General features: G+C 55.2%; 17 protein-coding genes and 1 tRNA gene. 6 read left to right on the top strand and 12 right to left on the bottom strand.

The window, feature by feature from the left end; translation table 11 throughout:
* Window positions 1–36 precede the first annotated feature (36 nt).
* Window positions 37–1,197 carry a tetratricopeptide repeat protein gene (locus AC2FF7_RS18500; protein ID WP_480868309.1) on the top strand — a complete coding sequence of 387 codons (1,161 nt, stop codon included), beginning with the start codon at window positions 37–39 and terminating at the stop codon, window positions 1,195–1,197.
* Between the two features lie 239 nt (window positions 1,198–1,436).
* Window positions 1,437–3,650: an NADP-dependent isocitrate dehydrogenase gene (locus tag AC2FF7_RS18495; protein ID WP_496906124.1), complete on the top strand. Its 2,214-nt coding sequence runs from the start codon at window positions 1,437–1,439 to the stop codon at window positions 3,648–3,650.
* Between the two features lie 227 nt (window positions 3,651–3,877).
* Here AC2FF7_RS18495 and AC2FF7_RS18490 read toward each other — a convergent pair whose 3' ends face one another.
* The 12 genes from AC2FF7_RS18490 to AC2FF7_RS18435 all read right to left on the bottom strand — a co-directional run bounded on the left by AC2FF7_RS18490 (window position 3,878) and on the right by AC2FF7_RS18435 (window position 19,636).
* A complete protein-coding gene (locus AC2FF7_RS18490; RefSeq protein WP_170355103.1) occupies window positions 3,878–4,984 on the bottom strand; it encodes a transporter substrate-binding domain-containing protein in 1,107 nt (368 codons plus the stop codon).
* A 44-nt stretch (window positions 4,985–5,028) separates the two neighbouring features.
* A complete protein-coding gene (locus tag AC2FF7_RS18485) occupies window positions 5,029–6,291 on the bottom strand; it encodes a peptidoglycan-binding protein LysM (RefSeq protein ID WP_496906123.1) in 1,263 nt (420 codons plus the stop codon).
* Window positions 6,292–6,310: 19 nt separating this feature from the next.
* Window positions 6,311–7,099, bottom strand: a complete 789-nt coding sequence (locus AC2FF7_RS18480) for a PP2C family protein-serine/threonine phosphatase (protein WP_496906122.1) — start codon at window positions 7,097–7,099, stop codon at window positions 6,311–6,313.
* Window positions 7,100–7,102: 3 nt separating this feature from the next.
* Complete coding sequence (locus AC2FF7_RS18475; RefSeq protein ID WP_496906121.1) at window positions 7,103–8,119, bottom strand: FHA domain-containing protein; 1,017 nt, start codon at window positions 8,117–8,119, stop codon at window positions 7,103–7,105.
* Between the two features lie 207 nt (window positions 8,120–8,326).
* Window positions 8,327–10,468, bottom strand: a complete 2,142-nt coding sequence (locus AC2FF7_RS18470; protein ID WP_496906120.1) for a serine/threonine protein kinase — start codon at window positions 10,466–10,468, stop codon at window positions 8,327–8,329.
* A gap of 336 nt (window positions 10,469–10,804) precedes the next feature.
* Window positions 10,805–12,091, bottom strand: coding sequence for a dynamin family protein (locus AC2FF7_RS18465; RefSeq protein WP_480868298.1), 1,287 nt, complete (start codon window positions 12,089–12,091; stop codon window positions 10,805–10,807).
* A complete protein-coding gene (locus AC2FF7_RS18460) occupies window positions 12,088–14,130 on the bottom strand; it encodes a dynamin family protein (RefSeq protein ID WP_480868297.1) in 2,043 nt (680 codons plus the stop codon). The genes AC2FF7_RS18465 and AC2FF7_RS18460 overlap by 4 nt, the downstream gene beginning before the upstream one ends.
* 67 nt (window positions 14,131–14,197) lie before the next feature.
* Window positions 14,198–15,043 carry a hypothetical protein gene (locus AC2FF7_RS18455; RefSeq protein WP_496906119.1) on the bottom strand — a complete coding sequence of 282 codons (846 nt, stop codon included), beginning with the start codon at window positions 15,041–15,043 and terminating at the stop codon, window positions 14,198–14,200.
* Between the two features lie 23 nt (window positions 15,044–15,066).
* On the bottom strand, window positions 15,067–15,468 hold the full coding sequence (locus AC2FF7_RS18450; protein WP_480868294.1) for a hypothetical protein: 402 nt from the start codon (window positions 15,466–15,468) through the stop codon (window positions 15,067–15,069).
* Between the two features lie 32 nt (window positions 15,469–15,500).
* Window positions 15,501–17,204 carry a dynamin family protein gene (locus AC2FF7_RS18445; RefSeq protein WP_496906118.1) on the bottom strand — a complete coding sequence of 568 codons (1,704 nt, stop codon included), beginning with the start codon at window positions 17,202–17,204 and terminating at the stop codon, window positions 15,501–15,503.
* Between the two features lie 8 nt (window positions 17,205–17,212).
* The gene (locus AC2FF7_RS18440) at window positions 17,213–19,225 is read right to left on the bottom strand and encodes a dynamin family protein (RefSeq protein WP_496906117.1); all 2,013 of its coding nucleotides are present in this window, start codon (window positions 19,223–19,225) and stop codon (window positions 17,213–17,215) included.
* Window positions 19,226–19,228: 3 nt separating this feature from the next.
* The gene (locus AC2FF7_RS18435) at window positions 19,229–19,636 is read right to left on the bottom strand and encodes a hypothetical protein (protein ID WP_174821893.1); all 408 of its coding nucleotides are present in this window, start codon (window positions 19,634–19,636) and stop codon (window positions 19,229–19,231) included.
* A gap of 296 nt (window positions 19,637–19,932) precedes the next feature.
* On the opposite strand from AC2FF7_RS18435, the gene AC2FF7_RS18430 reads away from it, so the two are divergent.
* From AC2FF7_RS18430 to AC2FF7_RS18415, 4 genes are all read left to right on the top strand, one after another.
* Window positions 19,933–20,017 (top strand) — tRNA-Leu (locus tag AC2FF7_RS18430).
* A gap of 1,349 nt (window positions 20,018–21,366) precedes the next feature.
* Window positions 21,367–22,572: a YcaO-like family protein gene (locus AC2FF7_RS18425; RefSeq protein ID WP_170754025.1), complete on the top strand. Its 1,206-nt coding sequence runs from the start codon at window positions 21,367–21,369 to the stop codon at window positions 22,570–22,572.
* Window positions 22,569–23,882, top strand: a complete 1,314-nt coding sequence (locus tag AC2FF7_RS18420; RefSeq protein WP_496906116.1) for a TfuA-like protein — start codon at window positions 22,569–22,571, stop codon at window positions 23,880–23,882. The genes AC2FF7_RS18425 and AC2FF7_RS18420 overlap by 4 nt, the downstream gene beginning before the upstream one ends.
* Before the next feature lie 31 nt (window positions 23,883–23,913).
* Complete coding sequence (locus AC2FF7_RS18415; protein WP_480868287.1) at window positions 23,914–25,215, top strand: gluzincin family metallopeptidase; 1,302 nt, start codon at window positions 23,914–23,916, stop codon at window positions 25,213–25,215.
* The last annotated feature ends 13 nt before the right edge of the window (window positions 25,216–25,228 follow it).

The raw sequence follows: 25,228 nt of genomic DNA, 5'->3' as shown, positions 1-25,228 counted from the left end.
TACCTTAAGGAGAGTTGCCTCTGCTAAGGGATACTCTTGAAAATTCGGATTGCCGCCCTGTTTATTGTTGCAACCGCGCTGCTGTTATCAGCAAACGCGCCGTCTCGATCCTCGGTCAATTATTCCGAGCTTTCGCTGACTTGTTTCGGCGGCAAGGCAAAGCACACCGAGGCAGTGTCTGCGTGTACGACGCTGTTGAATGGGAACGGAGCTAACGAGGCCAATCGTAATGCGCTTTTTAGATTCAGAGGGTGGGCGTATCACCGCGACCGGCAATTTGACATGGCGGTTGCGGATTACACTCATGCTTTGGCCGTGTATCCCAATGACGCAAATTCACTCTTAAGACGCGCGTTCGCCTATGACGCCCTTGGTGACACTCAGGCGGCAGCAGCGGATTATGACAGCGCGTTGCAGATAGATCCTGACAGTTTGTTTGCCCTGTACCGCAAATCCGGTTTTGACAGACGGAACGGGCGTCCTCTGGCAGCAAGGCGCGGGTTGCAAACGGCCCTGAAGATCGACTCGGGCTATGGAAAGGCGGGTTATGAGTTGCTGGATCTAAGCTATGAATTGAACGGCTTTGAGGGGGTTGAGGCGTTCCTAAAACAGGCCAAGGATCGCTGGCCGGACGAAGATTGGGTGTATTTCTCTCAACTGCTTTACGACCTGAAATACACCGGGAACCACGACAGTGCGCTTGAGGCGGCACATAACCTTGCGCGGCTAGAGCCGGGCAAAGCATCAGATTTGTACTGGCCGGCTTTGGTTCATCTCAAGATCGGTGATGAGAACAAGGGGATCGAATATATAAAGAAGATTGCCGTCCTTCAGAAGGGTGACGTCGAAAAAGATAAGGGCATCTTTTTCACGCGATGGTATGACGCAGCGATTGATTGGTATATGTGGCGCGGCGAAAGAGAGTTGCTATCGAGCGGTCGGCTTTTTGCTTTGGCAGGCAGGCCTGACTTGGCGAAATCAGAATTGGAATCGGCGCTGCAAAGGTTCGGATATGCCGGGCGAAAGTGGGTTTTGAACTGTTTGTTTGCCCCGGCTGGCGTTTCCGTTCCATGGGCGGCTTATGCCGGGTCCGAAGATCATTTGGATCAGGTGGTCCAGGACTATGTCCTACGAGTTGCCTGGGACATGAGCTTCTTCCAACTTGAGAAACCGGTGTCGGAATCGACTGACCAATAGTTGCGTTTTTTCCTTCGGTTTGTGTTTTTGTCGTGCTGGATGCGGAACAATCGACCCACCCGTGTCAATTTGCGCCCCAGATAGGGAATTGATCCCAAGGCGATCCTGATTTAAGGGAGGCCCTGTCAAATCAGAGTCACCGTTGGGGCGGTAATCTTGTCGCGCCCCGCTTTGGCCACGCAGAAGTGGCCAGCTCTTGGAACGCACGCCCCGAAAGGCTTTAAAAAAGGTAAAAGAATATGGCAGATAAATCAGACTTCGACATATTGTATACCATTGTAGACGAAGCGCCCGAACTGGCCAGCGCCTCGTTCCTGCCCATCATTCGCAAATTCGCATCCGCCGCGGGCGTGAGCGTTGGAACCAAGGATATTTCTCTGGCCGGGCGCATTTTGGCGACCTTCCCAGAGAACCTTACAGATGCACAGCGCATCACCGATGATCTGGCCGCTTTGGGTGAGCTGGTGAAAACCCCCGAAGCCAACGTGATCAAGCTGCCCAACATCTCGGCCTCGGTCCCGCAGCTGGTGGCCGCCGTCGAAGAGCTGCAATCACAGGGTTACGACATTCCGAACTATCCCGAAGAACCTTCGACCGACGAAGAAAAGGCCATTCGTGCGCGCTATGACGCCATCAAGGGTTCGGCCGTGAACCCGGTTTTGCGCGAAGGCAACAGCGACCGTCGTGCCGCAAAAGCAGTGAAAAACTACGCCCAAAAGAACCCGCATTCGATGGGTGAATGGGTCTCGGACAGCAAAACCAAAGTGTCGTCCATGTCCGGCAATGATTTCTACGCAAACGAGAAATCGGCCACCATCACCGCCGCCCAGGCAGGCGATGCCAAGATCGAATTCGTGGGCAAAGACGGCGCCACCACCGTTCTGAAAGACGGCTGGCCGCTGGCCGAGGGCACCGTGGCCGACGCGACATTCATGTCCGTCAAAGCTCTGTCCGCGTTTCTTGCTGAGGCCATTGAGGACACGAAAAAAGACGGCACCATGTTCTCGCTGCATATGAAGGCCACGATGATGAAGGTCTCGGACCCGATTATCTTCGGCTATGCGGTTAAGGCGTGGCTGGCTCCGGTGTTTGACAAATTTGGTGCTGAGCTGGATGCGCTGGGTGTGAACCCGAACTCGGGCCTTGGTGATCTGCTGGAGCGGGTCAAAGACAATGCCGAGATTGTAGCCGCCATCGACGCGATTAAGGCCGACCGTCCGTCCATGTATATGGTCGACAGCGACAAGGGCATCACCAACCTGCACGTACCGTCGGACGTGATCATCGACGCCTCAATGCCCGCCGTGATCCGCGCGGGCGGTAAAGGCTGGGATGAGGCCGGTGCCAAAGGTGACACCAACTGCGTGATCCCCGACCGTTGCTATGCACCCGTCTATGACGAGACGATCAACTTTTTCAAAGCCAATGGCGCGCTGAACCCGGCCACTGCCGGTGCGGTCGCCAATGTGGGCCTGATGGCGCAGAAGGCTGAGGAATACGGCAGCCACCCGACCACGTTCCAGGCACCTGCCGACGGCACTATCCGTATCGTTTTGGCCAATGGCGAGACGCTGCATTCGCACGACGTCGAGCAGGGCGATATCTGGCGGTCCTGCACCGTCAAGAAAGCCCCGATCGAGAACTGGATCCAGCTGGCCATGGACCGTCAGCGCCTGACTGGGTCCGAAGCGATCTTCTGGCTGGACGCCAATCGCGCCCATGATGCTGAACTAATCAAATACGTCACACCGGCGCTTGAGGCGGCTGGCGTGGCTGACAAGTTCATGATCCTGGCCCCGCGTGAAGCGACCCGTCAATCGCTAGAGACGATCACCGCAGGCAACGACTCGATTGCGATCACCGGAAATGTACTGCGCGACTATCTGACCGACCTGTTCCCCATTCTGGAACTGGGCACCTCGGCCAAGATGCTGTCCATCGTCAAACTGATGAATGGCGGCGGCCTGTTTGAAACCGGTGCGGGCGGTTCGGCCCCAAAACATGTGCAGCAGCTGGTCGAGGAAAGCCACCTGCGCTGGGACTCGATGGGTGAATTCTGCGCGCTGGGTGAATCGCTGAACTTCCTGGCCGACAGCAAAGGCAACGCCAAGGCAGGCGTTCTGGGTGCTGCGGCCGAGACCGCAACGCAGGGTATTCTGGATCACAATCGCTCGCCCAGCCGCAAAGTTGGCCAGCCCGACAACCGCGACAGCCACTACTGGTTCGCCCGTTACTGGGCCGAGGCGTTGGCCGCGCAATCGGACGATGCCGAACTGGCCGCCGAATTTGCACCATTGGCGACGGCACTTGCAGACGGAGAAGAGACGATTCTGGCGGAACTGGCATCCGCGCAAGGCAGCGCTGCTGATCTGGGTGGTTACTATCACACCGATCCGGCTAAGACCGCAAAGGTTATGCGCCCGAGTGCAACTTTGAACGGTTTGATCGATTAACATCGGTTGGCCCGCGTTATGGCGTGAGGCGCAAAGAAACTAGAAAAGTAAAAGGGGCCGACCCCCAAAGTCGGCCCCTTTTAGAGTGAGTGGAGAGTTCGAAACCTCACCTGGTGTGTTAGCTGCATCCTATACTTCCAGAAAAGTCTGGTAATTGGGGGATTCCCTTAGGGGCTGGGTAGTCTAAGAAAGGGCTGGTTTTTCAACCGGCCCTTTCTTGTTTAGCCTTAGTTGGACGCTGCGTTGAGCTTTTCGTTCTGCTCGCGCAACGTATCCGAGATGATCGCATACCATTCGCCGGATTCACGCATCTCATTAAGACCCTTGTTCATCATCGCGATGTATTCACGAGCGAACGGGTTGGTGCGGTGCGCCAGGAAGCTCATCGACGACAGTGTTGAGACATAGGGGTTTTCTACGATGTCGCTCGAGGTCAGGCCCATGTCTTTCATGGTCGCAGCGAACAGTTCCACTTCGAATGCGGCGACATCTGCAGTACCGGTCAAAACCGCATCCAGGCATTCGCGTGCCGAGTTTGGTTGAACCACAGTTGTGTTGTCGTAGTTCAGGCCAACTTCTTCAAGAACGACCATGCTCCAACCCTGCATACGGCAGACAGTTGCACCTTCGAAATCTTTGAAAGTGGTGGCGTTTGTGTAGTCACTTTCGGGCAGGGTATAGAAGCCGCCAACCACATCATAAACCGGCACCGAGGCCACGAATTGCGTACAACGTGCTTCGGTTTCGGGGGACCATTCATAGGTGCGGTTCGTGCAATCCGGCACAGTCCAGGCGATCGAAATGTCAAACGCGCCGAGCGGCAGCAGAGTTTCCAGGTGCGAAGACCAGTCATCGACAAAGCTGACAGAATAGTCACGCTGGTTGCCCGCACGCTGTAGGCTGGTTGTCGCCAGACGGGTCATAATGCCGCCGCCGCTCAGGCCTTCAGTGGTGAAGGGCTCCCAGCCGTTGCCCGCAACCATTTTGATGGGCGGCGCATATACGTTCGAACGTTTGACGCTTGCCGCGCGTTGTTCTTCGGCTGCAATGATCTCTTGCGCGGACTGACCGTTGGGAAGGCTGCCATCTTCACAGGGCAGAGCCAGAACAAGGCCGGGTTCCAGAGCGTTCGGGTTGGTGATGATGTTGCGGTTCGCGTTGAAGATCGGCTGGTAGTTCGATGTGCCATAGGCTGCGATTGCAATGGTCGCCATCGTGTCGCCATCGGAAACGGTGTAGTTTGTGCAGGCTTCCTGTGCCGCGGCGGCTCCGGCGCTCAGGGCAGTGACGGCGGTGGCCGACAGCGCAACTTTCTTCAGATCAATATTAAACATGTCCTCATCCTCCAGACATTATTGTTGTTAGGCCAATTGGGGCCTTAGCCATTTTCCATTTGATACCGCAGAGCGTTTGACACGATGTCGCGCCACTCTCCGGATTTCTGCATGATTGCCAGACCCTGGTTGAGCGTCTCAAGGATCGCTTCCCCATCCGGATTATCTTTGTGGGTCATGACGTTAAGCGACTTGATCGCCGCAAGGTTGGGGTTTTCGATGATGCGGTGTTCGTATCCCAGGCGCGATATCGCCTCGACAGCCAGGTGGGCTTCGATTGCGACGATATCTGCGCGGCCTTCCATGACTGCATGGAAACAGTCGTCAGGGGACACTGGGCGAAAAAGTGAGATTGCGGGTTCGTAAAGGCCAACTGCGTCCATATGGGACAACGTCCAACCTTCGGGTCGGCAGATCGTGGTGCCGGCGAAATCAGCATAGGTCAGGGTCTGCTCATAGCCAGAACCTTCGCGTGCGAAATAGGTGTCGACCACTTCATAGAATGGGTTCGAGAAGTCGTAGGTTTCGCAACGGTTGCGGTCTTTCTCCGACAAGGCCGCGGGTTCGTCGCAATCCGGTCGCGACCAAGGGAAGGTTGCGTCAAAGGCCAGTGTCGGCATCAGAAGGTCCAGATGCGAGGACCAGTCGTTGACGAACTGGATCTTGTATCCCTGTTCCGGCGCTGCACGTAGCATCGCGGTTTCCACAAGGTTTGTGTATAGCCCCCGATGCGGCAGAGCTTCGTCTGTGAAAGGTGCATAGTTGCCGCCGGTAATCAGCAACAGCTGACGGTCGCGAATTTCAGGCCGCTCGCTTTCATCCGCATCCCGGATCAGCGCGGCCGCTTCGGCGCGAGCAGCTTCAATTTCCTGCCGGGCTGCAGCTTTGGCTTCCAAAACTGCTTCCTGGCTGGCTTGCTCGGCTTCTGCCTCGGCTGCCGCGACGCGCGCTTCAGCTTCGGTAATGGCCTTTGCAGCACGCTCCTCTGCGGCCTTGACCAGTTCGGACGCCATCTCGGCGGCCATTGCCTCAGCCTCGGTTGCAGGGGGTGTGGGGGCTCGGCCTACATCTTCAAGACAAGGCAGGGTTAGTACGTCACCCACACGAATTATGTTCGGATTGTTCCCGATTACATCGCGGTTGGCGTCAAAGATGATGCCAAAATCTTCGGTCGAATAAACTTGAATAGCCAGCTCGCGCAGACTGTCGCCGCGCTGAATTTCGTAAGTCGAGCACGCCTCTTGCGCCGAGACGGTGCCGGTCGCAGCCGCAAGAGCCAGGCTGGAGATGATCAGATGAGGTCTCATGTGTCCTGTCGCTTTGCCTTTAATCGTTTCTTGTCAGTTTCAGAACTGCGATGGACGCATTGTCCTGATCGGGGTCGTTTTTGTCGCGCAAGGCGCGCCACAGCGCGTCTGCGATATCTTGTGCCAAAGCCTTCGACTGCGTCTGCAGGATGTGCTCAATCTCGGGGTTGCTAAGATATTGAAGCCCATCGCTGCCAGCGATCAGTACGTCCGATGTGGTCAGTTCCAGCGGGAGTTCAGGGCAATCCACTTTCAGGATAGCGGCACCCATGATGACTGAGGTCAATTGGTTCCGATCCGGGTGCGACAGCGCCTCTTCTCGGGTCAACTTGCCCTCGGCCTGTTGCGCGTCGATGATCGGCGCCATCGAGTGATCTTCGTTGACTTGCCGCAACATTCCGTCCCGAAACAAGTACAAGGGGCTGTCGCCAATCGAGATCCAAAAAACCCGCTGTTCCAAAAGCAGGATGCCCAGCATGGTTGAACCCATGTTGAACCCCTCACCCTGTTCTTCGGAATGCTGTGCCACGGCGGCATTGGCCTGCATGGCGGCCAATGGCAACGCGTCGATCAGCGCACTCTCGGTTGGTACGGTTTCTTCCAGTTCAGCGTCCAGCGCCTCGCGCCATGCGGTTATGACAAGTTCTGATGCTACATCGCCCGCCGCGTGCCCTCCCATGCCATCGGCGACCACGATATACCCGGCTCCCGCTGCATCGAACATGCGCGCAGCGACCGCGTCTTCCTGCGATTCACGCCGACCCTGATCTAGGATCAGCGCAATGTCATATGCCGGGGTTGCCAGCATCTATCAGGCGTCCCGCCAGTCAAAGCCATCATCGCAGAAGGCCGCAAACCGAACTGAGGTTTCGCTGATGCGGATCAAGTCGCCGCTGTTCAGCGCTACGGTGCTAAGGACGGGCTTGCCGTTCAGGCGCACCAGATTGGCCTTGCCGCCATGACCCAGATAGCATTTGCGATCTTCGGGGTCATAGGCGATGACAGCGTGGTTGCTGCGGGAAATGCCGGTGTCGCCAAAGTCCAGCTGAATGGCCTGATCGTCGTTGCGCCCGATTTGCATCAGGCCCTCTGTCAGCGTTATGCAGGCTCCGCGTCCTGGGCCGGCCGTCACAACCAACCAACCAACCGGGAATGTTTGCTGCGCGCTTTCCGTCTTGGCCACTGGTTCGGATGTTTCCATCAGATCCTGCACATGCGTGTCGGCACGCTCAAAGCCCAAGAAGGTGGTTTTGACCCGTCCACGACGATCCGATTGTACCGCTTGCGGGGCGGGAGGTGTCTCAACCACCTCGGCTGTGGTTTCTTCTGACTGAGGCGCCAGAGGTCCATCGACCACTTCCGCGGTAACTTCTTCGATCTGGGCTGAGGGTTCCTCGGCAACGACTTCGATCACGGGTTCCGAAGTGGTGGCGTCGACCAGAACGACCTCGGTTTCGGCAATGGTTTCCTCGGTGGCGACGTGGAGCGTTACAATTGGGTCTTCTTCGACCTGTTCTGGCTCAATCTCGTCTGCAGGCTCGTGCGCTTCGGCAACAACTTCAGACAGGATTTTGTCATCCGAGGCGTCGGCCACGGGTTCATTCTCTGCGAACTCTGGCATGTCCTCTTCGGGAAGCAGATCTTCTGTGTCTTCGTAGCTACCCGATGACGGCATGTTGTTACCCGCCAGAGCGACTCGCAGCGCATTGAAATCCGCAATCGGTTCGGGTTTGTCAGCGCTGACCTCGGTAACCTCTTCGGTTTCGGGTTCTTTCGGCTTGCCGGCACCTTCTAGAAGCCGGCTCAGAGGGCTTTTGTATTTGAACATGGTGACGACACCTTTGCTTCTGTGCACGGGACTTCAGTCCCATGGGGCTGCTACTCACCTTCGCGCAGGTCTGCGCAATGGCACTGATGATTGGAAACCGTAGTCACTGTTACTTTCCGCGACGGGCCGGGCCCCGACAGAGATGTACGAACTTGCGCACGATCCTCAGCAAACACACACTGGCGGATACAAAACGAACCGGGTGAATTACTCCTGCGCTAGTTGCATGACGGCATCGGTTTGGGCTCCGTTGCGCAAAACGGTCAGGCGGGCTTGTGGTTGGTTCTCGGCGACCAGAGCCGTCAGCATTGCATCCAGGCTTTCAGGGCCATCCAACACATTTCCCGTCTGCGCTTCCGATACCAAAACATCGCCTTCGCGCAGTCCGCCTGCAGTGTCAGTCGGTACTGTCTTGACTATCGTTGACCACCCCTGGCCGTCTGAATTTCGGATTGTCAGGCCATAGCCGTTTTCCAGGCCGACCATGCGCATCGCCGGCAATGCCAGAAGGCCGTTCATCGCTCTTTTTTCACCCAGCGGACGATACCGAGCTGTGACGCGGATATAGCCATCGGGGTCGACGTTCAGGTCGTTCAACACCTGTGCTGCAAAACTTGCGTCGGACTGTACTGGCTCTCCGTTGAGGGTATAGATTGCGGCGCCACGTTCGACCCATTCGCCGATCACCGACATATCTTGAGTCGGGTCGATTCCAGTGACGGCGATTACATTGCCAGTCGAGACACGCCGTTTGGAAATCTGAAATGGGATTTCCACGTCCCAATGCGAAAAGGCGAATTGAACCTCGGCAAGGGTAATTTGGGTGTCATCCGCAGGGGCAGGGAGTTCGGCTGTCTGGGCTTCTGCCTCTTGTGTGACAGCCGGTTCAGCCAGGGTCTGCTCGACAGGTTCCGGCTCTGACTCCACCTGCTTGGGTGTCTCTTCGATCGCGACGTTGACTGCGTCGTCTGTTGTGGCTGGTTCTGCAACTTCGGCTTCATCTATAGCGGCGGGTTCCGGGATCTCGGCGGCCGCCTCAATCTGCGCGAGGGCGACCTCGGGGTCGGTTGGCTGTATTGCAGGCTCGTCTTTGCCCGACATTGCGAAATAGCCGCCCGCGGCTAGGGCAATAGCAACAACCGCAACACCGGCCATCATTTTAGCCCCGCCGCCTGAGCCGTTCTTTACGATCGTGTCAACTGCGACCGGAGGCTCCTCGGGTGCTTGAAAAGTCGCCAGTTCGTCCTCTTTCTTGTCTTCATGACCCAGGGCGATGTCAGGATTACCCGCAAGCAAGGCTGTCACGACAGCCTCGGCGTTTTCGCTTTCTGCTTTGACCCGAGCTTTTTCTGCCTCTTCGTCCAAACGATCCATCGCGACGATGACGGAAACAGGGCGATATTCAAACGTATCGAACATCACGCCGGGGCCGCGGAACATACGCAACCAGTCCAATGCCGTTTGCAGACGGTCTGTAGCGTGAACCTCCATCGCTTTGTCGATCGCTTCCAAGAAGCCGTCGGGATATCCCTTGTACCGTCCAGCCAGAGGAAGGTACGGATCTTTGGTGCCATTGTTGAAGGCGTTCAACCGGGATTGCCCATCGACCGGACGCTCGCCACTGATCGCGTGATACAAAGTCGCGGCCAGTACATAGAGATCGCTGCTGGGGCCTTGTTCTGCTCCGCGTACGTAAAACTCATGCGGAGAGTAGCCGTCTTTGATCACCCGCAGTGTCAAAAGTGCAGCAGATTGGTTCGCGGCCTGCTCGCGCGCGGCGCCAAAATCGATCAGTTCGGGTTCACCGTTGCTGTCAATCAGGATGTTGTCGGGCGAGATGTCGCGATGCAACATTCCGCTTTGGTGGATGAATGACACCGCCGACAACATTTTCTCGGTTACCTGAACAATAAAGTCAGGTCCGGCGTTGTTGTCGGGGTTCTCGACGTAGTCCAGAAGATCGCAACCCTGGATGAAGTCCATTGCAATGTAGGCGGTGTCGTTGTCTTCGAACACCTGATGCACGTCGACAATATTGGGATGGACCAGCCGTGCGTGATTGCGGGCTTCCTGAATGAACAGATCAATGATTGCGCGCAAGTCTTCTTTTTGCCGGGGGTCGATGGGTTCGACCGCATCACCGTTACGCTGGCACAGAGCGCCCGGATAGCATTCCTTGATCACGACCTCACGGTCCAGGCTGTTACGCGCCAAATATGTGATCCCAAAACCGCCATTGCTGAGAAACCGCAGGATCTCGTACTGGCCGCGCAATAGCTTTGCGCCCGGTTGCAGACCTTCAATTTTAGGTTCGTCGTGCGTCGCATCGACAGCCTGATTATGGCTCATTTCTTCCCGCCCATTCTAATCATTTTGCGGCCGCATTTTTGCTGAAACAGCGCGTCAACTCACAAACAAACACAACCGCAGGACAACTAAGAATGTTAGACGATTCAAATTTGACTTTATTGGGGCCGCCTCATGGCTTCACTGAGAACGGGAAGGCGCAATAATCAACATCTGGTGGTGCGCTAAGGCAGAAAGCTAAATGTTGATGTGTTGGTGCAAAAGAATGCGGACTGAAGGCCGGTTTTGGAATGATTGTTCACTGATTCCGAAACAATGAACGCATGATTCTTGACACGACGAATCGCAGCTTAAAGGCACAATCCTAACGTGATTGCGTTAAGTGCCGGTACGCGGTTGTGATGACTCAACCCGGCTGCCTGCCCAAGCGAGGTTGTCGCTGAGCTGGGCCAGAATGCTGACCGCATCCTTCAAAGGCGCATCGCCGCTTTCAAATTGCAGCAGCAACAGCAAATCCGTGGCTTTTTCGAATTCAGCTGGAATCCAATCGGCCTGCGGATCTATTTCTCCGCCCTGTTCCAAACGTTCGGCGAAATCCTCGACGATTTCTTGGCAACTGGTCAAAAAGGCCGTGGGTTCAATTTCGGAGGATTCTCGCAAGTCCTCATAGATACTGGCGATCGCGGCAAGCCAGTCTTCAAGGATCGGATTTTCCAGCGGTGGCAGCGCGGATTCCAGGACCGCCTGCATCTTGGCTGTGTCAGGCTGCGCTGGTTCGGGTTCGTCAATATCCAGCGTTTGCAGAAAGGGTAAAAAGTCTTTCTCGAGATCTCTTTGCGCAGCGGAGATGTCATGCTGGCGGCGGTTTGATGCGATTTCCAATACCTGTTCGGCCAAGTTCTGCCCGCCGCAAGTTTCCCAAAGGGCGAAGTCTGGTTCGGGTTCCTGCGCCATGGCCCGTACTGCCACCGGCGTGCCAATTGGCAACACCGAGCGGAACATTTCGCCGTTTTCCTTGTTCAATCGCGCAAGGACCCGGTCCAGTGCATCACGGACAGGCGGCAAATCGGCATGCGTTACGGCCAGCAAACTATTAGCACGCAGTTCCTGCGGAACCTGGGACCACAGATGGCGCTCGGTCTCACGCCAGGCGTGGGTCCCATTGGTACACCAGATCGCGCAATCGACGAATTTCAACAAATCCAGTGTTGGCTTGTAACTGTCGTCCAATGCGCCGGTTCCAGGCAAATCAAACAACGAAATCTCCTGCAGGGCAGGGGTGTTAATCCCCACAGAGATAAAATCTGGATTTTCCTGAGCCGCCTTTTCCAGCGCAATACCGGAATACACTTTGGGTTCTTTGCCCCACCACCCCACTGTCGTTTCAGGAGTTTCGGAATAGGCAACGATCACCAGCGGCAGTTTCAGATGCTGCGGGCCGGTCGGTAGAATGTCGGCACCCGCCAGCATATTGGCAAGGCTGGATTTCCCGGCACCAAATTCTCCGGCGAAGCCGATATTGACCGCGTTCGAAAGGCGCTCGGCATGGGCCAATGCGCGATTGCGCATTTCGTCCAGCTTGGCGTCAGTGGGAAGGTCTTCAGTCGCGGTCAGAAAGTGCTCAAGCTTACGCACTTCCTTCTCGGTTCCCGGAAATTCGATCATTCAGCTGCCTCAGGTAAAGTCTCGTTCGCGGCGTCAGCTCCGAAAACGGTGTCCAGTTCGTCTGCAACACGCCGGGCATTGTTATACGCCTCTTGCGCTTCGGCCTTGGCATTTGTTTCGCTTGAACCAGAGCGACTTTCAAGGTGCCCTGCCAAAAGTGCCATGTAATGATCCAGAACTGTGTTCAACCGCTCAAGCAAGTCACTGCGAGCAGTGTCGACCAGATCATCCCCGATCATTTCAAATTCCTGAACGATCATGTTCTCAGCGCGGGTAACAACGCTTTTACGCGAAATCAGGCGCGACAGCCATGTCACGCGCAGCTCAACCGTAATTCCGCGTGTCAGCGCCGTTGTGTCAGGCCGGAACCACCGTACAGCGCTTGTGTTCATTCGGTTGTCGGTCTGATCCTGCCAGCCGGGCAGGGCGCGCAAGGCGGCGTTGCTTTGCATGTCGATCGCGTATAATTCACTGAGCATTCGCTGGCGAATAACCTGAGTGGCGCCTTGGACTAGTTCGCGCATACGATCGCGCAGCGGGCCGAAATTCAGTTCCGTCTCGCCGCCCTTTGCCAGCAAGGGTGAATCCCCATTGGGTCCACGCACCACGTCCGATACCGCTTCGGCCACTGTATCGTCCATGACACCGCGCAGATTGGCTAGAACTTCATCCATTCCGTCGATGATCTCAGACGTCTTGTCAGCCACTTTCGCGCGCAACCCGGCCAGAGTTTTGTCGTTGTCATCTTCGCTTTCCGGTTTGCCAGAAATTTCTTCCTCGATGGCCCGCAGATGCGCACGAGACCGTTCCAACTCTCCCTTGGCGAAACTGTCCAAGTGTTGCCATGCCATACGAAGCTGTTCATCGCGCGGGCCGTGGGTCAAAGCGCTGGTAACGTGGCGACGCAGATCGGGAAGCCCAGATGCGATCATCGCAGCAAACCTAAGGACGCCTTCGCGGCTGATCGGACCGGGCCCTTGTTTGATTTCTTCAACACCGTCCAGATATTGCTTCATCTGTTCGGGATGGGCGCGAAGCCATGCAAGGACGTGGTCATGGTTGACGCCAGTATCGTCGCCCGTAAGCGCGTAGTGGGCCCACTGCGCACTGCCCATCAGCACATCGATGTCCGAATTGCCAAGCGCCTTGTCCAGCCCATCTATTACGTCGGCGCGCACCTTGACGGCATCCTCTGCACCACCGCCCAACTCGTCCACGCGGTTGATAAACACTACGATTTGACCCAGTTCGAGCGCCTGCATCAAGCGGAACAATTTCAGGTCCGCCCGTGACAAGGCTTGGTGCGCCGACAATACGACAACGAAAAAGTCTGATTCTTTAAGGTACTGGCGCGAGATTTCTTCGCGGATCAAAAGCGGGTCGTTTACTCCGGGCGTGTCCGTGACTGTCAGCGGAAAAGGAAAATGGCCGATGTCAAAATAGACCTCAGCCTTTCGGGTAATGTCGCTGTATAGACCGCGGTCCGAGCCGGGGTCATGGTTCCCGTCGTCAGTCGGGTCGTCGCCTGCACAAACGTACCGCGCCAAATCGTCGGTCGTCAGATTATCGAGGTCGTGGTGCTGACCCAACAGGTCCTTGTAACTCATACCCAGACGCAGTTTGGCGCGCGCTTTCATCGCATCAACCTGCTCTTCGATAATCTCGCGCTTATAACTGTCCTCGTCATCGGGGAACATATTGCGCAGCTCTTCACCTTCGGCGATCAGAGATTGCCACTGCCGGTTGTCAAAGAAATGAAACTCGGCCCCTCTGGTGCGGCCCGAAGGATGCCCGAAATGCATGTCGGTAATGACCGTCGTCCAAGGATTCACATCCGAAGGCAGAAACTCTGCCTGACCGGTGAACCCGTTAATCAGCCGCGATTTGCCCGCTTTGATCTGCCCGACAAAGGCAATAGAGGGCTTGAGATCCGTAAGATCAGCGACAATACGGGAAATAAACTGACGTGTTTCTTCGTTGCTTAGACCTTTCAGATCTTCGGCAACCCTTATTAATTCGCGACGTTGATTTTCACTCATAACACTTACCCTGGTTACTCGAACTCACAGATTGAATTCGCCGAAAATTTGAACGCTTCAGGCCCGGTCATCTGCCTGAGCCTGTTAGAGACTTCCACAAGTTTACCGCGGCACCCAGTTTGCGGCTTTCATGGATCACAATAGCGGTCTGTTGACCATCTTTGAGCGCGGCCAGCGCAGTTCCCCTGCCGCCGGCTGGTCGCATTACGATCAACTGAGGACCGCGATCGTCATTTGTAGAATCCTCGCTCCAACCGACTAGGTCTTTGACGAATTGTTCCAAAACGGTTTGGTCGGCGTAGACTGGCTGCCCTGATGCACAAACGCCGTCGGTGTGGACGTCGAACTTATCCCCGATATGGATACGGCCAAGCGCGAAAGATGCCGCGCCGTCAAAGAACCCGCTCGTAAGTACAGACTGTTCGTCGGCTGGCACGTCGTCTGTAGCGGGCTCTGGCACGATTGAAACGATCGGTTCAGATGGCAGTTCGACCTGAAAACAGGCTTTCGATATCTCGCTGAAAGTGATGCCGACGTCGTCGGCTTCTAGCACGGCGTCTGGTTGCAACGATATCAAACTCAGCGGTCCAGGAGCTGACGCGATATCCGTAACGATTTCGGCCAGTTTCTTAGCCAGTGTATCACGCGGTTGGGTTTCGAAGTCAGGGGCGATCCCGGTTCGAACGCGAAATACATCCGTCACCCTAGAGCTGTTCACTTCGATAGCCAGGCAATCGCCATTTGCCGCTGTAAACTCCAGACGGCGCGGTAGTATCGTTCCCCGAATGGTGCGCAGGACCTGATCGCGCCGGGTCTGCGCTGAATCACCTGTCAACGTAACGGCGGGGTTCTGGCGTGCCACGGACGAACGTCCAATATCCTCGAGCAGGTCGAGTATTTCCGCATCCATCATACTGTGACCTCCTCTGGTCTCGCTCAAACCGCCGCCGTAACCGGCGCGAGGCTTAGATGTGATTTTGTAAGGGCCAAACCGATATTGGCGCTGCTGCGGCAGATGTAGCAGACAACGTGACCCGGGTACGCAGGAGTGCGCAGGAAGATATTGATCCGGTCGCCAGCCAATACCGCGATTTCGCCAAAGCCCTCTTCCTGTGTGTCTTTCGTTCCAATACTGCGCAAAAGCGCCTCAAACCCACGGACACCGCGCCCCTGAAACAGGTTGGCAACAGCAATTGCCAGAGTGTCCAGAACACTCTGGTCTTGCGGGTCGGGCGCATGAGCACCCAGCAACATGCCCGTTTCCATATCGACATACCCGGCTGCGATGCAGTCGGGTATGGTCTCGGTGGCTGTGATCAAAGCGGCTTCGATTTTCATCTTACGTACTGCTTTTCTATTTCAGAAACCTGTTACAATACATGCCACTCGGCCCCGCCGTTTTTGTTTGCCTCAGGCAATGGTGTCACCGTGGATTTGGTGCCGCGCGCAAAGTGTTCCGCCGCGATCTGATCGTATTCGTCCAGGAAAGACATGAACTTTTTTTTCAAACCTTCGGCGTCCTGCGGCAGCTCCTCATCTTCAGAGATCTCGCGCCACATGGCGGCGGCGCTGAGAGGAGAGCCCGCAGGAGCGTTCAGTACATCCTCCAGTCGCTCCTTGTGGACCGGTGGTTCCGACCCGTTCGGCAGCGAAACGACCTGCATATCGATCAACCCCGAGGTCTCGGGTTCTGGCTCGAACTCTTCGCTATGTTTTGCCTGCTCGGCCATGAGCGCCGTGATAGAAGAAACCGATGTTTCAGCGGGTGTTCCTTCTGCAACTTCCCGGGTGTCTTCCGTCTGTTCAGGTGTTACCGACAGCTTATCTTCAAGCGAAACCATAAAGGTGTCGGAAACGTCTTCATCCTGTTCAGCGTCCTCAGCCGCGACCTCTGCGACTAAGTCTTCGTCTTCTAAGTCCTCTTCGTCCAACAGGTCATACTCATCTTCGTCGGACGTGTTCAGCGGTGCATCGGTCAGATTCAACGTAGGGCTCGGCGACTCGCGGAAGAAAGCGCGCAGATCGTCCTCTTCTTCCTGCGTGTCCGCAATCGGTGCTGCGTCAACTGTACTGGTGGTCATCTCGGCCCTCAGACGATCTGCCTCATCGGGCTCGATACGAGGAGCGCGTTCACTGTCGTCAGCGCGCAATTCCACGCGGGCAGGGCGCACGGGGAAACTGGTGACAACTTCGTCGCGATCCAGTTCGAATGGATCGACTTCCGGGTTCACCAACTGCAATGGAGAAGACTGATCCTGCTGAATCTCGTCAACACGATCATGCAACGCCATGGGAGATAGGCTGTCGTCGATCTGGTACCGCGCCAGAAGATCGGCGCGATGGTCCATGATCTGTTCCGTAATCTCAAGGAAGCTGTCGACCATCTTGCCGCCGCCGCTGCGTGCCCAAAGCTCGGCATCGCCGCTTTTGTCGCGTGCGGTAATTGCATCACGAGCCGAGAACAAGATCGAACGATTGAACAGATGCCCGGCCTCGCGATTGACGCGGCGCAGGACTTTTTGCCGATCCTTGGGGCCCAACACGTCGGCACGCGTCACCAACAGTAACGAGTTATTCTGAAGCCGTTCTGGCAACGCCACCCATGTTGCGCGTTCGGTCTCGCGCCAGGCCTGGGTCGCGTGGGTACACCACAACACACCATTGGCCTGACCAACGGCGCGCCGCCAGACATCGTCCGAGATTTTGGGGTCCGAGATACCGGGCGTGTCAATTAGATCAACGGCCTCCAGAATGTCAGCTTCAAGGAAAATCCGAATGAACTGAGCATCGTTCACTCCGACGGTTTCCAGTTGATCCAACGTGATATCATCGCGCGAGCCATCGTCGCGCTGAACGTAAGCAGATTGATCGCCCCAGCTGAACCAAACCGGCGGCAGTTGAGTTGCCGTCACCTGCGTTGGCAGCGTGTGCGACCGCAGTAGAAAGTTCATCAAGGTGGATTTGCCGGCGCTGAATTCGCCCATAAGAGCGAAGATAGGTTTGCGGCGGGACCATTGCTCGACGCGTTCCCATGCCTTGGATGAAACGAAGCGGGTTTGTGAATCTTTTGCCATGTCGCTACTTATGCTGCCTCGTTGCTAAGATCTTTCAGGATATCGCCCAGGATATCGTCCCGCGATTTCTGGGGCGCCCCACCCGCCAACAGTGCTGCGTTTGGATTTGGAACGGCTTCGGCCGAGGCCGAAATGCTCAGCAATGTCTCTTTCTGCTCACGCAAGAAGTCTGACAGAACAGCACGGACATTTTCCAACACTGCAGCAACCTGGTTTTCTTCGATGTCTTTGGTGATCGAATTCGCCTCGGAAGCTATCAACCGCGTATAGTCCGCAGCATAGGCTTCGAACCCTTTACGACGCTGCCACCAACGACGCCACCATGTGCTTTGCAAATCCAGTGCGATGGTCCGGCCAATTCCCAATGGGGGCGGGACCCGTGGCACGATGGGGGCTTCGATGGCAAACTCGCCTAGATGATTGCCCAAGAGCTTCTGATACAGGGCTTCGACATCCGAGGCCGCGGTTGAGTACAGCGAACCGGCTTCCTTGCGCATCGAGCGTGCAAAGCTGAAATAGGCTGCTTTTTGCAAGGTGCGTAATCCTGCCGGATCATATTGCCACGTGCCTTCTTCTCCATTCTGCTCGAGATGAGAGATCAAAGAGTCCGTTGCACGTTTGACAAAATTGGATTCCGCCGACTTCAGACGTTCGATCACTTTGTCACGTAGTGACGTGGTCAGTTCCGCCACTTTCTTTTCGTATTGTTCGGTGATCTTTGCGATTGCCTCTTCGGTCGACACTCCATCCAGGTCTCGGACAATGCCGTCGCTATTAGACAGGCTCTTGGCGACTGCAGTGGCGCGGATTTGGCTTGCAATATTGCGCGCCCTGTGGCGGACGCGCTCGAGAAGGCGGTTGCCTGCCCCCTCTGCGATCCGTTCATTCATGGCCAGCAAAAGGTCTGGCAAGCCCGAAAGCGCCCAGATTTTGTCGAGTGAGGGTGCCTGATCGCCAAACCCGGCGGCCAGATAGAAAGTGTTCAAAGCCTCGCGCGATTCCTCGGTCAGGATATCGGGATTCCCGGTGATCGCTGCCTCGGCCCAGAGCGCGCTGCCAAAAACGACGCTGGTGTTGGCGTCGATGTTGTTTTGCTTGAGCGTGTCTTGGATGCGATCTCGGATTTCCGGAACCTGATTTACAGGGTCCGCCAGTTCGTCAATTCGGTTGACGAAAAGGATAATCTGGCGGTTTTCAAACTGTGCGATAATGCGCATCAGCGCCATATCCATAGTTGTCAACGCCTGGCTTGCAGCCAGAACGACAACGCAGACTTCGGACCCCCGCAGGCTGCGCAGAGTGATCTGCTCGCGCACCATGAAGGTATCGTTCACGCCGGGTGTGTCGCAGAGCTTCAACGAAATGGGGTACTGCGGAATGTCCATGAATAGGTCAGCGGACTTGGTGACGTCGGCAAATCGTCCGGTTTTCGGATTGATGTCCGGATCATCCTCATCACCCAGACAGACATAGCGCTGGATAAGCTCTTCGTCGAAGTAGTCGTATTGGTGGCTTTGCCCCAGGATCAGGTCGAAATGCTTGCCCAAGCGTTCTTCTGACTTATCCTTCATCTCGCCGATTTGACGGCGGATATCGTCCATTTCGTCGTCTGCCCCAGCACGATTTGCCAGTTCGCCCAAACGACCACCACCGATCATCAGGTTGTCCCATTCTTCCTGCTCGAAGAACGTGAACTTGGACCGTGTATCGCCTTCGGTCCGGGTGTTGATGTTCAACGTCGTGACCACCGAGGTCCACGGGTTTACATCAGAGGGCAACAGGGCAGGGCGCCCGGCCAAAATGTTCACAATCGAAGACTTGCCCGCCTTAACCTGACCAACCAACGTAACGTTGGCAGTGAAATTTTCGATCTTAGTTTTCAGCGTGGCAAGCCGGGCGGTCGAGCGCGCGTCTGCCACCTCAGTCAGCTGGTCGATCTGCGTCGTCAGCGCGGACATGGCCGACGTCATAGGCGTCAGAGCTTCGTTGCCAACGGACAAAAGATGGTCATTGCGCGCCATAGTTCAGCCTCCGGTTCCGGTCGCGGCGATATGGTGTGGGACCTGATCGGGCTGGGTGCTGGTCAGCGTATCGATGCGTGCGATCAGGTTCAAAGCATTCCCCAGTATCGCCGCTTCGTCGACAGGGGTGATTGTTTCATAGGCTCCGGAATCGGCAAGCACTTCGATCGAGCTGAAACACTCACTGTTTTCCAGGCAGGCAAGACGACGGCCGGTCGGGAAACCTGCGGATTTGGTCTTGGGCAGAGGCATCCGGGAATTGGCTAACAGGTAGTGGCCACCCGAATGGGTCCGCAATGAGATACCAAACCCTGTGTCGGGATGATCTTTGGTCAGGGTTTTGAGTTCACCAAGAAAACTTTCGCGTGCAAGACCAACGGCGTCTTGCTCGGTAGCAGCAGAGTTCATCATGTTGGTCACAGTTACGACCCTTTTGTTGAAGTTGAGCTGGAAACTCGTATGTGGCCCAGAGGCAAAAAGACTCGGTAAGTCCTCAGCCCCCATCAACTACTGGCAAGGCGGTGTTATTTTGACGCGAATAAGATTTTTTGGCGTTTGAATTGTGGCGCAAATGTGGTGCGTGAATTTCGTGCGTAGGATTCTTTGAAAATCGTGGAATAAACCTTTGCTCTGGATGAAATTCCCTCTCGCACTTGCTTTCAAGCTTTGCTATTCACCCGATCACTCTGACAGGTTCTGTCTAGGATGCGGGTGTGGCGAAATTGGTAGACGCACCAGATTTAGGTTCTGGCGCCGCAAGGCGTGGGGGTTCAAGTCCCTCCACCCGCACCAAGTATTCATTGTAATCATTAATTAAATTAGTGTTTTTATAGTTTTGGCCCCCGCTGTGGCCCCGCCTTTTCACACGCTAGGGGCTGAAAAACGGCGTCGATTTCTTCCACGTAATAGAGCGGCCGGGCGCCGGCATGCGCGAAATGCGCCTTTACGAGATTCGCTTTAACCATCTCATGGAATTTGCGTCTGCCGAATGGCCAGCGGGTTGACCTAATGGCTTGAATGCCTGTCACGAACTTAGCTTCGTCTGTGATTATCGGTGTCTGAATCGTCATCCTTCCCCTCCTGTGTTGACTAGGGCGGCATCCATCGCCTTAGCGGCTCAAATGGTGGAGGGGCAGGGCGAATGAAGGACTTTGCCGAAGTTGTTGCCTCCTGGCCCACAGAGCTGGCAAAACTGGACCGCAGGGATCGCGCCATGATGACTACAAGGGCCTGTTTTGTGCTTGGTGATACCGAAAATTGGCTAAGGTCTCAGAACGTCCTTGCGCGCCTGTTGTCCGAAGAAGATTTGGCAGGATTGGCTTACATTTGCCTCAGATCGTTACCCACTGAGACCGCGTATAACGTAGCAGAGAGAGCCAACGGACACCACAGCGACTGGTTCCGCCATTGGACCTCAAGGTGCGTCAGAAGCGCTGAGTATCACGCTTCTATGGGCAGCTGGTGCCTCTGATACAGAGCTAAAGGCCGCAGCAATGGTTGCTGTAAAAAATGGCTCCAAGATCTCGTGGCGGCTTTGTGGGCTGGCTTAGAAAGAAGGGGCTGCTATGAACGCAAAGCACCAGATTTTGAACATGGCCGAAAGGTTGGCAACAACCAATGCTCAGGGTGTCGAGCGAGCTTTGGTAAAGAAAATGCTCGTCGGTTTGAGACGGGTTTTACCTGTTGCGGACAGGCAGCAATTCCACGGCAGGGCCGATATCAACTACTCCTGCGACTTTGTCGGGTGGGACAAGCGGTTACCGATTCCGATGACCTTGACCTGGAAAAAGTGGCCCGCCATTGGGGCCGTACGATGAGCCAGAAACTCGCTCATATCAAATCGACCCGAACTGTCCCATTGGCGCTGACATCAGACAGACACTCACATAGACTGAGCTCTGTTTGGGCCCATCCTCGTTTCAGTTGCTTTGAGCAAGGTAGGGTATTTGTGGCGACCCTAGTTTAGGACGTGTTCGCTTCCTCTCGCCAGATAGGCTTAATGATAGTTATGTTAAAAATCGTGACAACTCTGCTTGGCTCTACGTGTTACTGTTGACCGCTGATCTTTGATCAACCATCGTGTTTCATATTGATTTCAACATCATGTTAAACACCTGATTGGTTTGTTCTGGGTTCGTCTCATGTCCTTAAACTCACAGAAAAAATACATTTTGGACACGCATCGGGCGCGTGACCCTGAACAAACGCTCAGCTTGGTCAAGCCACACCTGAAGGCGATGGGTATTACGCGAGTGGCCAACCTGACAGGTCTGGATCGAATAGGCTTGCCGACGGTTATGGTGACGCGACCAAACTCTCGGTCGGTTGCAGTGTCTTTAGGAAAAGGCTTGTCGCTTAGCGCGGCCCGGGCTTCAGGCGTCATGGAGGCGATCGAGTCCTGGCATGCAGAACAGATTCAACTTCCGCAACAGTTGGCCCGTTACAATGATCTGATCCGGCGGGCCTTTATTATTGACATTGACGCCCTGCCCCGTGTGGCCGGAGGGCGTTTCGATCCAGATCAAGCTATTATGTGGGTTCAGGGCCATGAACTGAATACACAGTTAGACTGTTGGGTTCCTTTAGAGATGGTAGACACGGATTACACCAGTGCCCCAGTTGGAGGGCATTGCGCTTTTCCAAGAACCACCAATGGGCTGGCGTCTGGAAATACGGTGACCGAAGCAAGTTGCCATGCAATCTGTGAAGTGATTGAGAGAGACGCGACAACCCTCTGGCATCATATGGTAAATCCACATCGGATAGATGTCAGGACAATTGAAGACGACCGATGCCAACAGGCTCTGAACATGATCTCACATGCGGGGTTGGAGATTGGTCTTTGGGACACGACGTCTGATGTTGGCATCGCTTGTTTTCGTTGTGTGATCTGCGAACCAGAAGGTAAGACCGGCCATATTGGCATCGGAGATGGGTGTCACCCGGATCGTGCGATTGCACTTTTGCGCGCGGTGACCGAAGCTGCGCAGACACGTCTGACCTATATCTCTGGGGCACGGGATGATTTGGATCCGTCAGAGTTTACTGATCAGGCAAAAATTGATCGGAGCGCTTTTGTACAGAACCTGATCAAAGAAACCTCTCCGCTGCAGGATTTTTCAGAGTGCGCCACCTACTCAACCGATTCATTTGACGAAGATATAGAGTTGTTACTGAACCGTTTGCGCGAGGTTGGACTTGCTCAAACAGTAGTCGTCAATCTGTCTCGCTCAGAATTGGATATTTCGGTTGTCAGGGCGATTATTCCCGGTCTTGAGGCCCCGCATGATGACCCCGATTATGTTCCGGGGCGCCGTGCGAACGCTGTTGGCGGTGCCCAGGCATGAGTGTCGTTGTATTTGTCGGCCCCACTCTGCCCCATGAAAGGATAGCAGAGTATTTGGAGGCCACGATACTCCCTCCGGTTCGGCAGGGGGATGTTTATCGGGCCGCGCGCGACCGACCAAATGCTATCGGGATTATCGACGGATATTTCGAAGGGGTGCCGTCGGTTTGGCACAAGGAAATTCTTTGGGCTATGGAGCAGGGTATACCAGTCTTCGGAAGCGCCAGTATGGGTGCGCTCAGGGCTGCAGAGCTGTCGGACATGGGAATGATCGGTGTCGGGCAGATTTTCGAAGACTACCGCGCGGATGTTTTGCAGGACGATGATGAAGTTGCCGTCCTGCATGGACCAGCAGAGCTTGGATATCCTTCGCTTAGTGTCCCGATGGTGTCGGTGCGTGCGACGGTGGCAAAGGCGGTGGCCGACGGGCTGGTGTCTTTGGCGAATGCTGATGAAATGCTAGGCGTGGCAAAAAGCATTCATTACCAGCAAAGAAGCTGGGAAAGTATCTGCCAGGCCCTCAGTCATCTTAAGGGTATCGCTGACTTCCAAGCTTGGGTGCAAACCGGGCAGGTCGATGCGAAGGCTCAGGACGCTTTTGCAATGCTTCGAAAGATGGCCGAACACTTGGCCAGATCTACCCCATCATTAGAAAACCCAATTCGAATGGAAAGGACGCTGGTTTGGAAGGGGTTGCGCGCCCGGGTTGATGGAGAAACAACCAACGGTCACGCGGTGTTGGATGAATTGCGTCTGAACCCTCAGCTTTTTTCCAGATTGCGCGAACGCGCCGCGCTAAGCCTATTGGCGCAGGAAGCGGATGTGCGTACTGGAAACTCGCTAGACCGAGACGCGGTCATGCACCAAATGTCGCTCCACCGGGCCAGCGTGGGTCTGCCACGTCATTCCGATTTAATGCGGTGGCTCGATGACAACGATCTAAGTCTTGATAGTTACGAGGCCATGCTGATCGATAATACTCGAATTGAAGGGGCGATTGCCGATAGAAAAAACCGGATTGAGGTTCAGCTCATTTCTGAACTATGCCGTGCCGGCCGTTATGCCGAGTTTCGCGACCGGGCAAAAGAAAAGGCAGCCTTATCCCTCTCGACCAGCCAAATGGCGAACGCCGAAAGGTTGTCGATGGTGTTGTGGTATTTTGAAACAATACTTGACCGGGACATACCGGATGATTTTGACTCATACGCAGTTTCATTGGGACTTCCCGATCGGGATGCCTTGTTCGATTTGATAGAAGCCGAGTTTTTATTTTGCCATAGGACCGATAGCTCGTCGCCTTCTGACGCGTGACGGACCAGCGAACCAAGCGGGAGGGCGCATTATGAACTTACCCGAAGAAACGGAGAATGAGGAACCAGGCACTCGGTTTTTGCTTTTTCCACAGTCGCCTTTTCTCGAACCTGACGCAGAATTGGAACTGGTCGAGATATCTGCACCACAAGGCAGCATCGGTCCCGGACCTTCTGGTCCGCGTATGTACACGGTGAATCCGGTTGGTAAAACGACACCCTATGGTGCCATTGTTCCAGGTCCCAACGGACCGGGCATGTACCTACCCCCGTGGGATGGCTATATACAACCGCCCGCAATGCCAGATGAACTGGGAAATTTCATCCATATCGACCCATCCGATCCGTCCTTCGAAGCGGCGCATCTTTTCGGTTCCGCTCATTTCACCATGGATGTGTGGCAAGGCTATTTCGACCGCCCCATCCCGTGGCATTTCGCGCGTGATTTCGACCGTTTGGAACTGTCTTTATTACCCAGCCTAGACAATGCTCATATTGGGTGGGGCTTTCTGGAAACCGGTGGAACATATGAGCACGGTAACGAATACCGACCCTACAGTCTGAATTTCGATGTCGTGGCGCATGAAATTGGTCACGCCATAATTTATAGCGTGATTGGAATGCCAGCCGATGGCGACGCTTCGGGCGAGTATTACGGGTTTCATGAATCCGCTGCCGATCTGGTCGCGCTGTTGGCGTCTTTGCATTTTGGATCAGTTGTTGAAAAGCTGTTGGAAAACACTCGGGGCAATCTCTACACATTCAACCGATTGAATCGATTTGCAGAATTGTCCGAAAACGCGCAAATCAGAACGGCGGCTAATAACAGATCCCTTTCGGAATTTTCCTCGGGTTGGTCCAGCGAACATGCCCTTTCTGAGCCGTTGACCGGAGCAATGTTCGACATTTTCGTCGACATTTATCACGAACGCCTTTTGCTACACGGTCTGATTTCACCTGAGGAAGAGGATCTGTCGGACCAATTGGAAGACTCGCCCGATTACAGCGCTGTCATGCAAAACGTTTTTGACAAGCGATACGCGGAAAACCCCGAGGGTTTCCGCGTTGCCCTACTTGAGGCGCGCGACTACTTGGGGACCTATTTAGCTGATACCTGGAGCCTATTGGATGCTGATACCCTCAGTTATTTTGGGGTCGAAAAAGCACTAGTTACTGTGGATCAGGAAATTACCGGCGGCGCATTCCGGCAAATAATCGAGGGTAATTTTCGGATGCGCGATATTGGTTTGACGACGGCAGGTCCGCGCTTGCCGAACCCAGACGAAGACAGTCATGCCAATTCGGTTCGAACTTTGGTGCCGGATACAGAGTGAGTAAGTTCTTTTT

Source organism: Ruegeria sp. YTSC325, from assembly GCF_059609525.1.
The sequence above is the reverse complement of the archived record's forward strand: the minus strand, read 5'-3'. Positions and strand labels throughout refer to the sequence as shown.

Coding starts and splice junctions, on each gene's coding strand:
- AC2FF7_RS18495 (WP_496906124.1), top strand. CDS start 1,437: ATGGCAGATAAATCAGACTTCGACATATTGTATACCATTGTAGACGAA.
- AC2FF7_RS18490 (WP_170355103.1), bottom strand. CDS start 4,984: ATGTTTAATATTGATCTGAAGAAAGTTGCGCTGTCGGCCACCGCCGTC.
- AC2FF7_RS18485 (WP_496906123.1), bottom strand. CDS start 6,291: ATGAGACCTCATCTGATCATCTCCAGCCTGGCTCTTGCGGCTGCGACC.
- AC2FF7_RS18480 (WP_496906122.1), bottom strand. CDS start 7,099: ATGCTGGCAACCCCGGCATATGACATTGCGCTGATCCTAGATCAGGGT.
- AC2FF7_RS18475 (WP_496906121.1), bottom strand. CDS start 8,119: ATGTTCAAATACAAAAGCCCTCTGAGCCGGCTTCTAGAAGGTGCCGGC.
- AC2FF7_RS18470 (WP_496906120.1), bottom strand. CDS start 10,468: ATGAGCCATAATCAGGCTGTCGATGCGACGCACGACGAACCTAAAATT.
- AC2FF7_RS18465 (WP_480868298.1), bottom strand. CDS start 12,091: ATGATCGAATTTCCGGGAACCGAGAAGGAAGTGCGTAAGCTTGAGCAC.
- AC2FF7_RS18460 (WP_480868297.1), bottom strand. CDS start 14,130: ATGAGTGAAAATCAACGTCGCGAATTAATAAGGGTTGCCGAAGATCTG.
- AC2FF7_RS18455 (WP_496906119.1), bottom strand. CDS start 15,043: ATGATGGATGCGGAAATACTCGACCTGCTCGAGGATATTGGACGTTCG.
- AC2FF7_RS18450 (WP_480868294.1), bottom strand. CDS start 15,468: ATGAAAATCGAAGCCGCTTTGATCACAGCCACCGAGACCATACCCGAC.
- AC2FF7_RS18445 (WP_496906118.1), bottom strand. CDS start 17,204: ATGGCAAAAGATTCACAAACCCGCTTCGTTTCATCCAAGGCATGGGAA.
- AC2FF7_RS18440 (WP_496906117.1), bottom strand. CDS start 19,225: ATGGCGCGCAATGACCATCTTTTGTCCGTTGGCAACGAAGCTCTGACG.
- AC2FF7_RS18435 (WP_174821893.1), bottom strand. CDS start 19,636: ATGATGAACTCTGCTGCTACCGAGCAAGACGCCGTTGGTCTTGCACGC.
- AC2FF7_RS18425 (WP_170754025.1), top strand. CDS start 21,367: ATGTCCTTAAACTCACAGAAAAAATACATTTTGGACACGCATCGGGCG.
- AC2FF7_RS18420 (WP_496906116.1), top strand. CDS start 22,569: ATGAGTGTCGTTGTATTTGTCGGCCCCACTCTGCCCCATGAAAGGATA.
- AC2FF7_RS18415 (WP_480868287.1), top strand. CDS start 23,914: ATGAACTTACCCGAAGAAACGGAGAATGAGGAACCAGGCACTCGGTTT.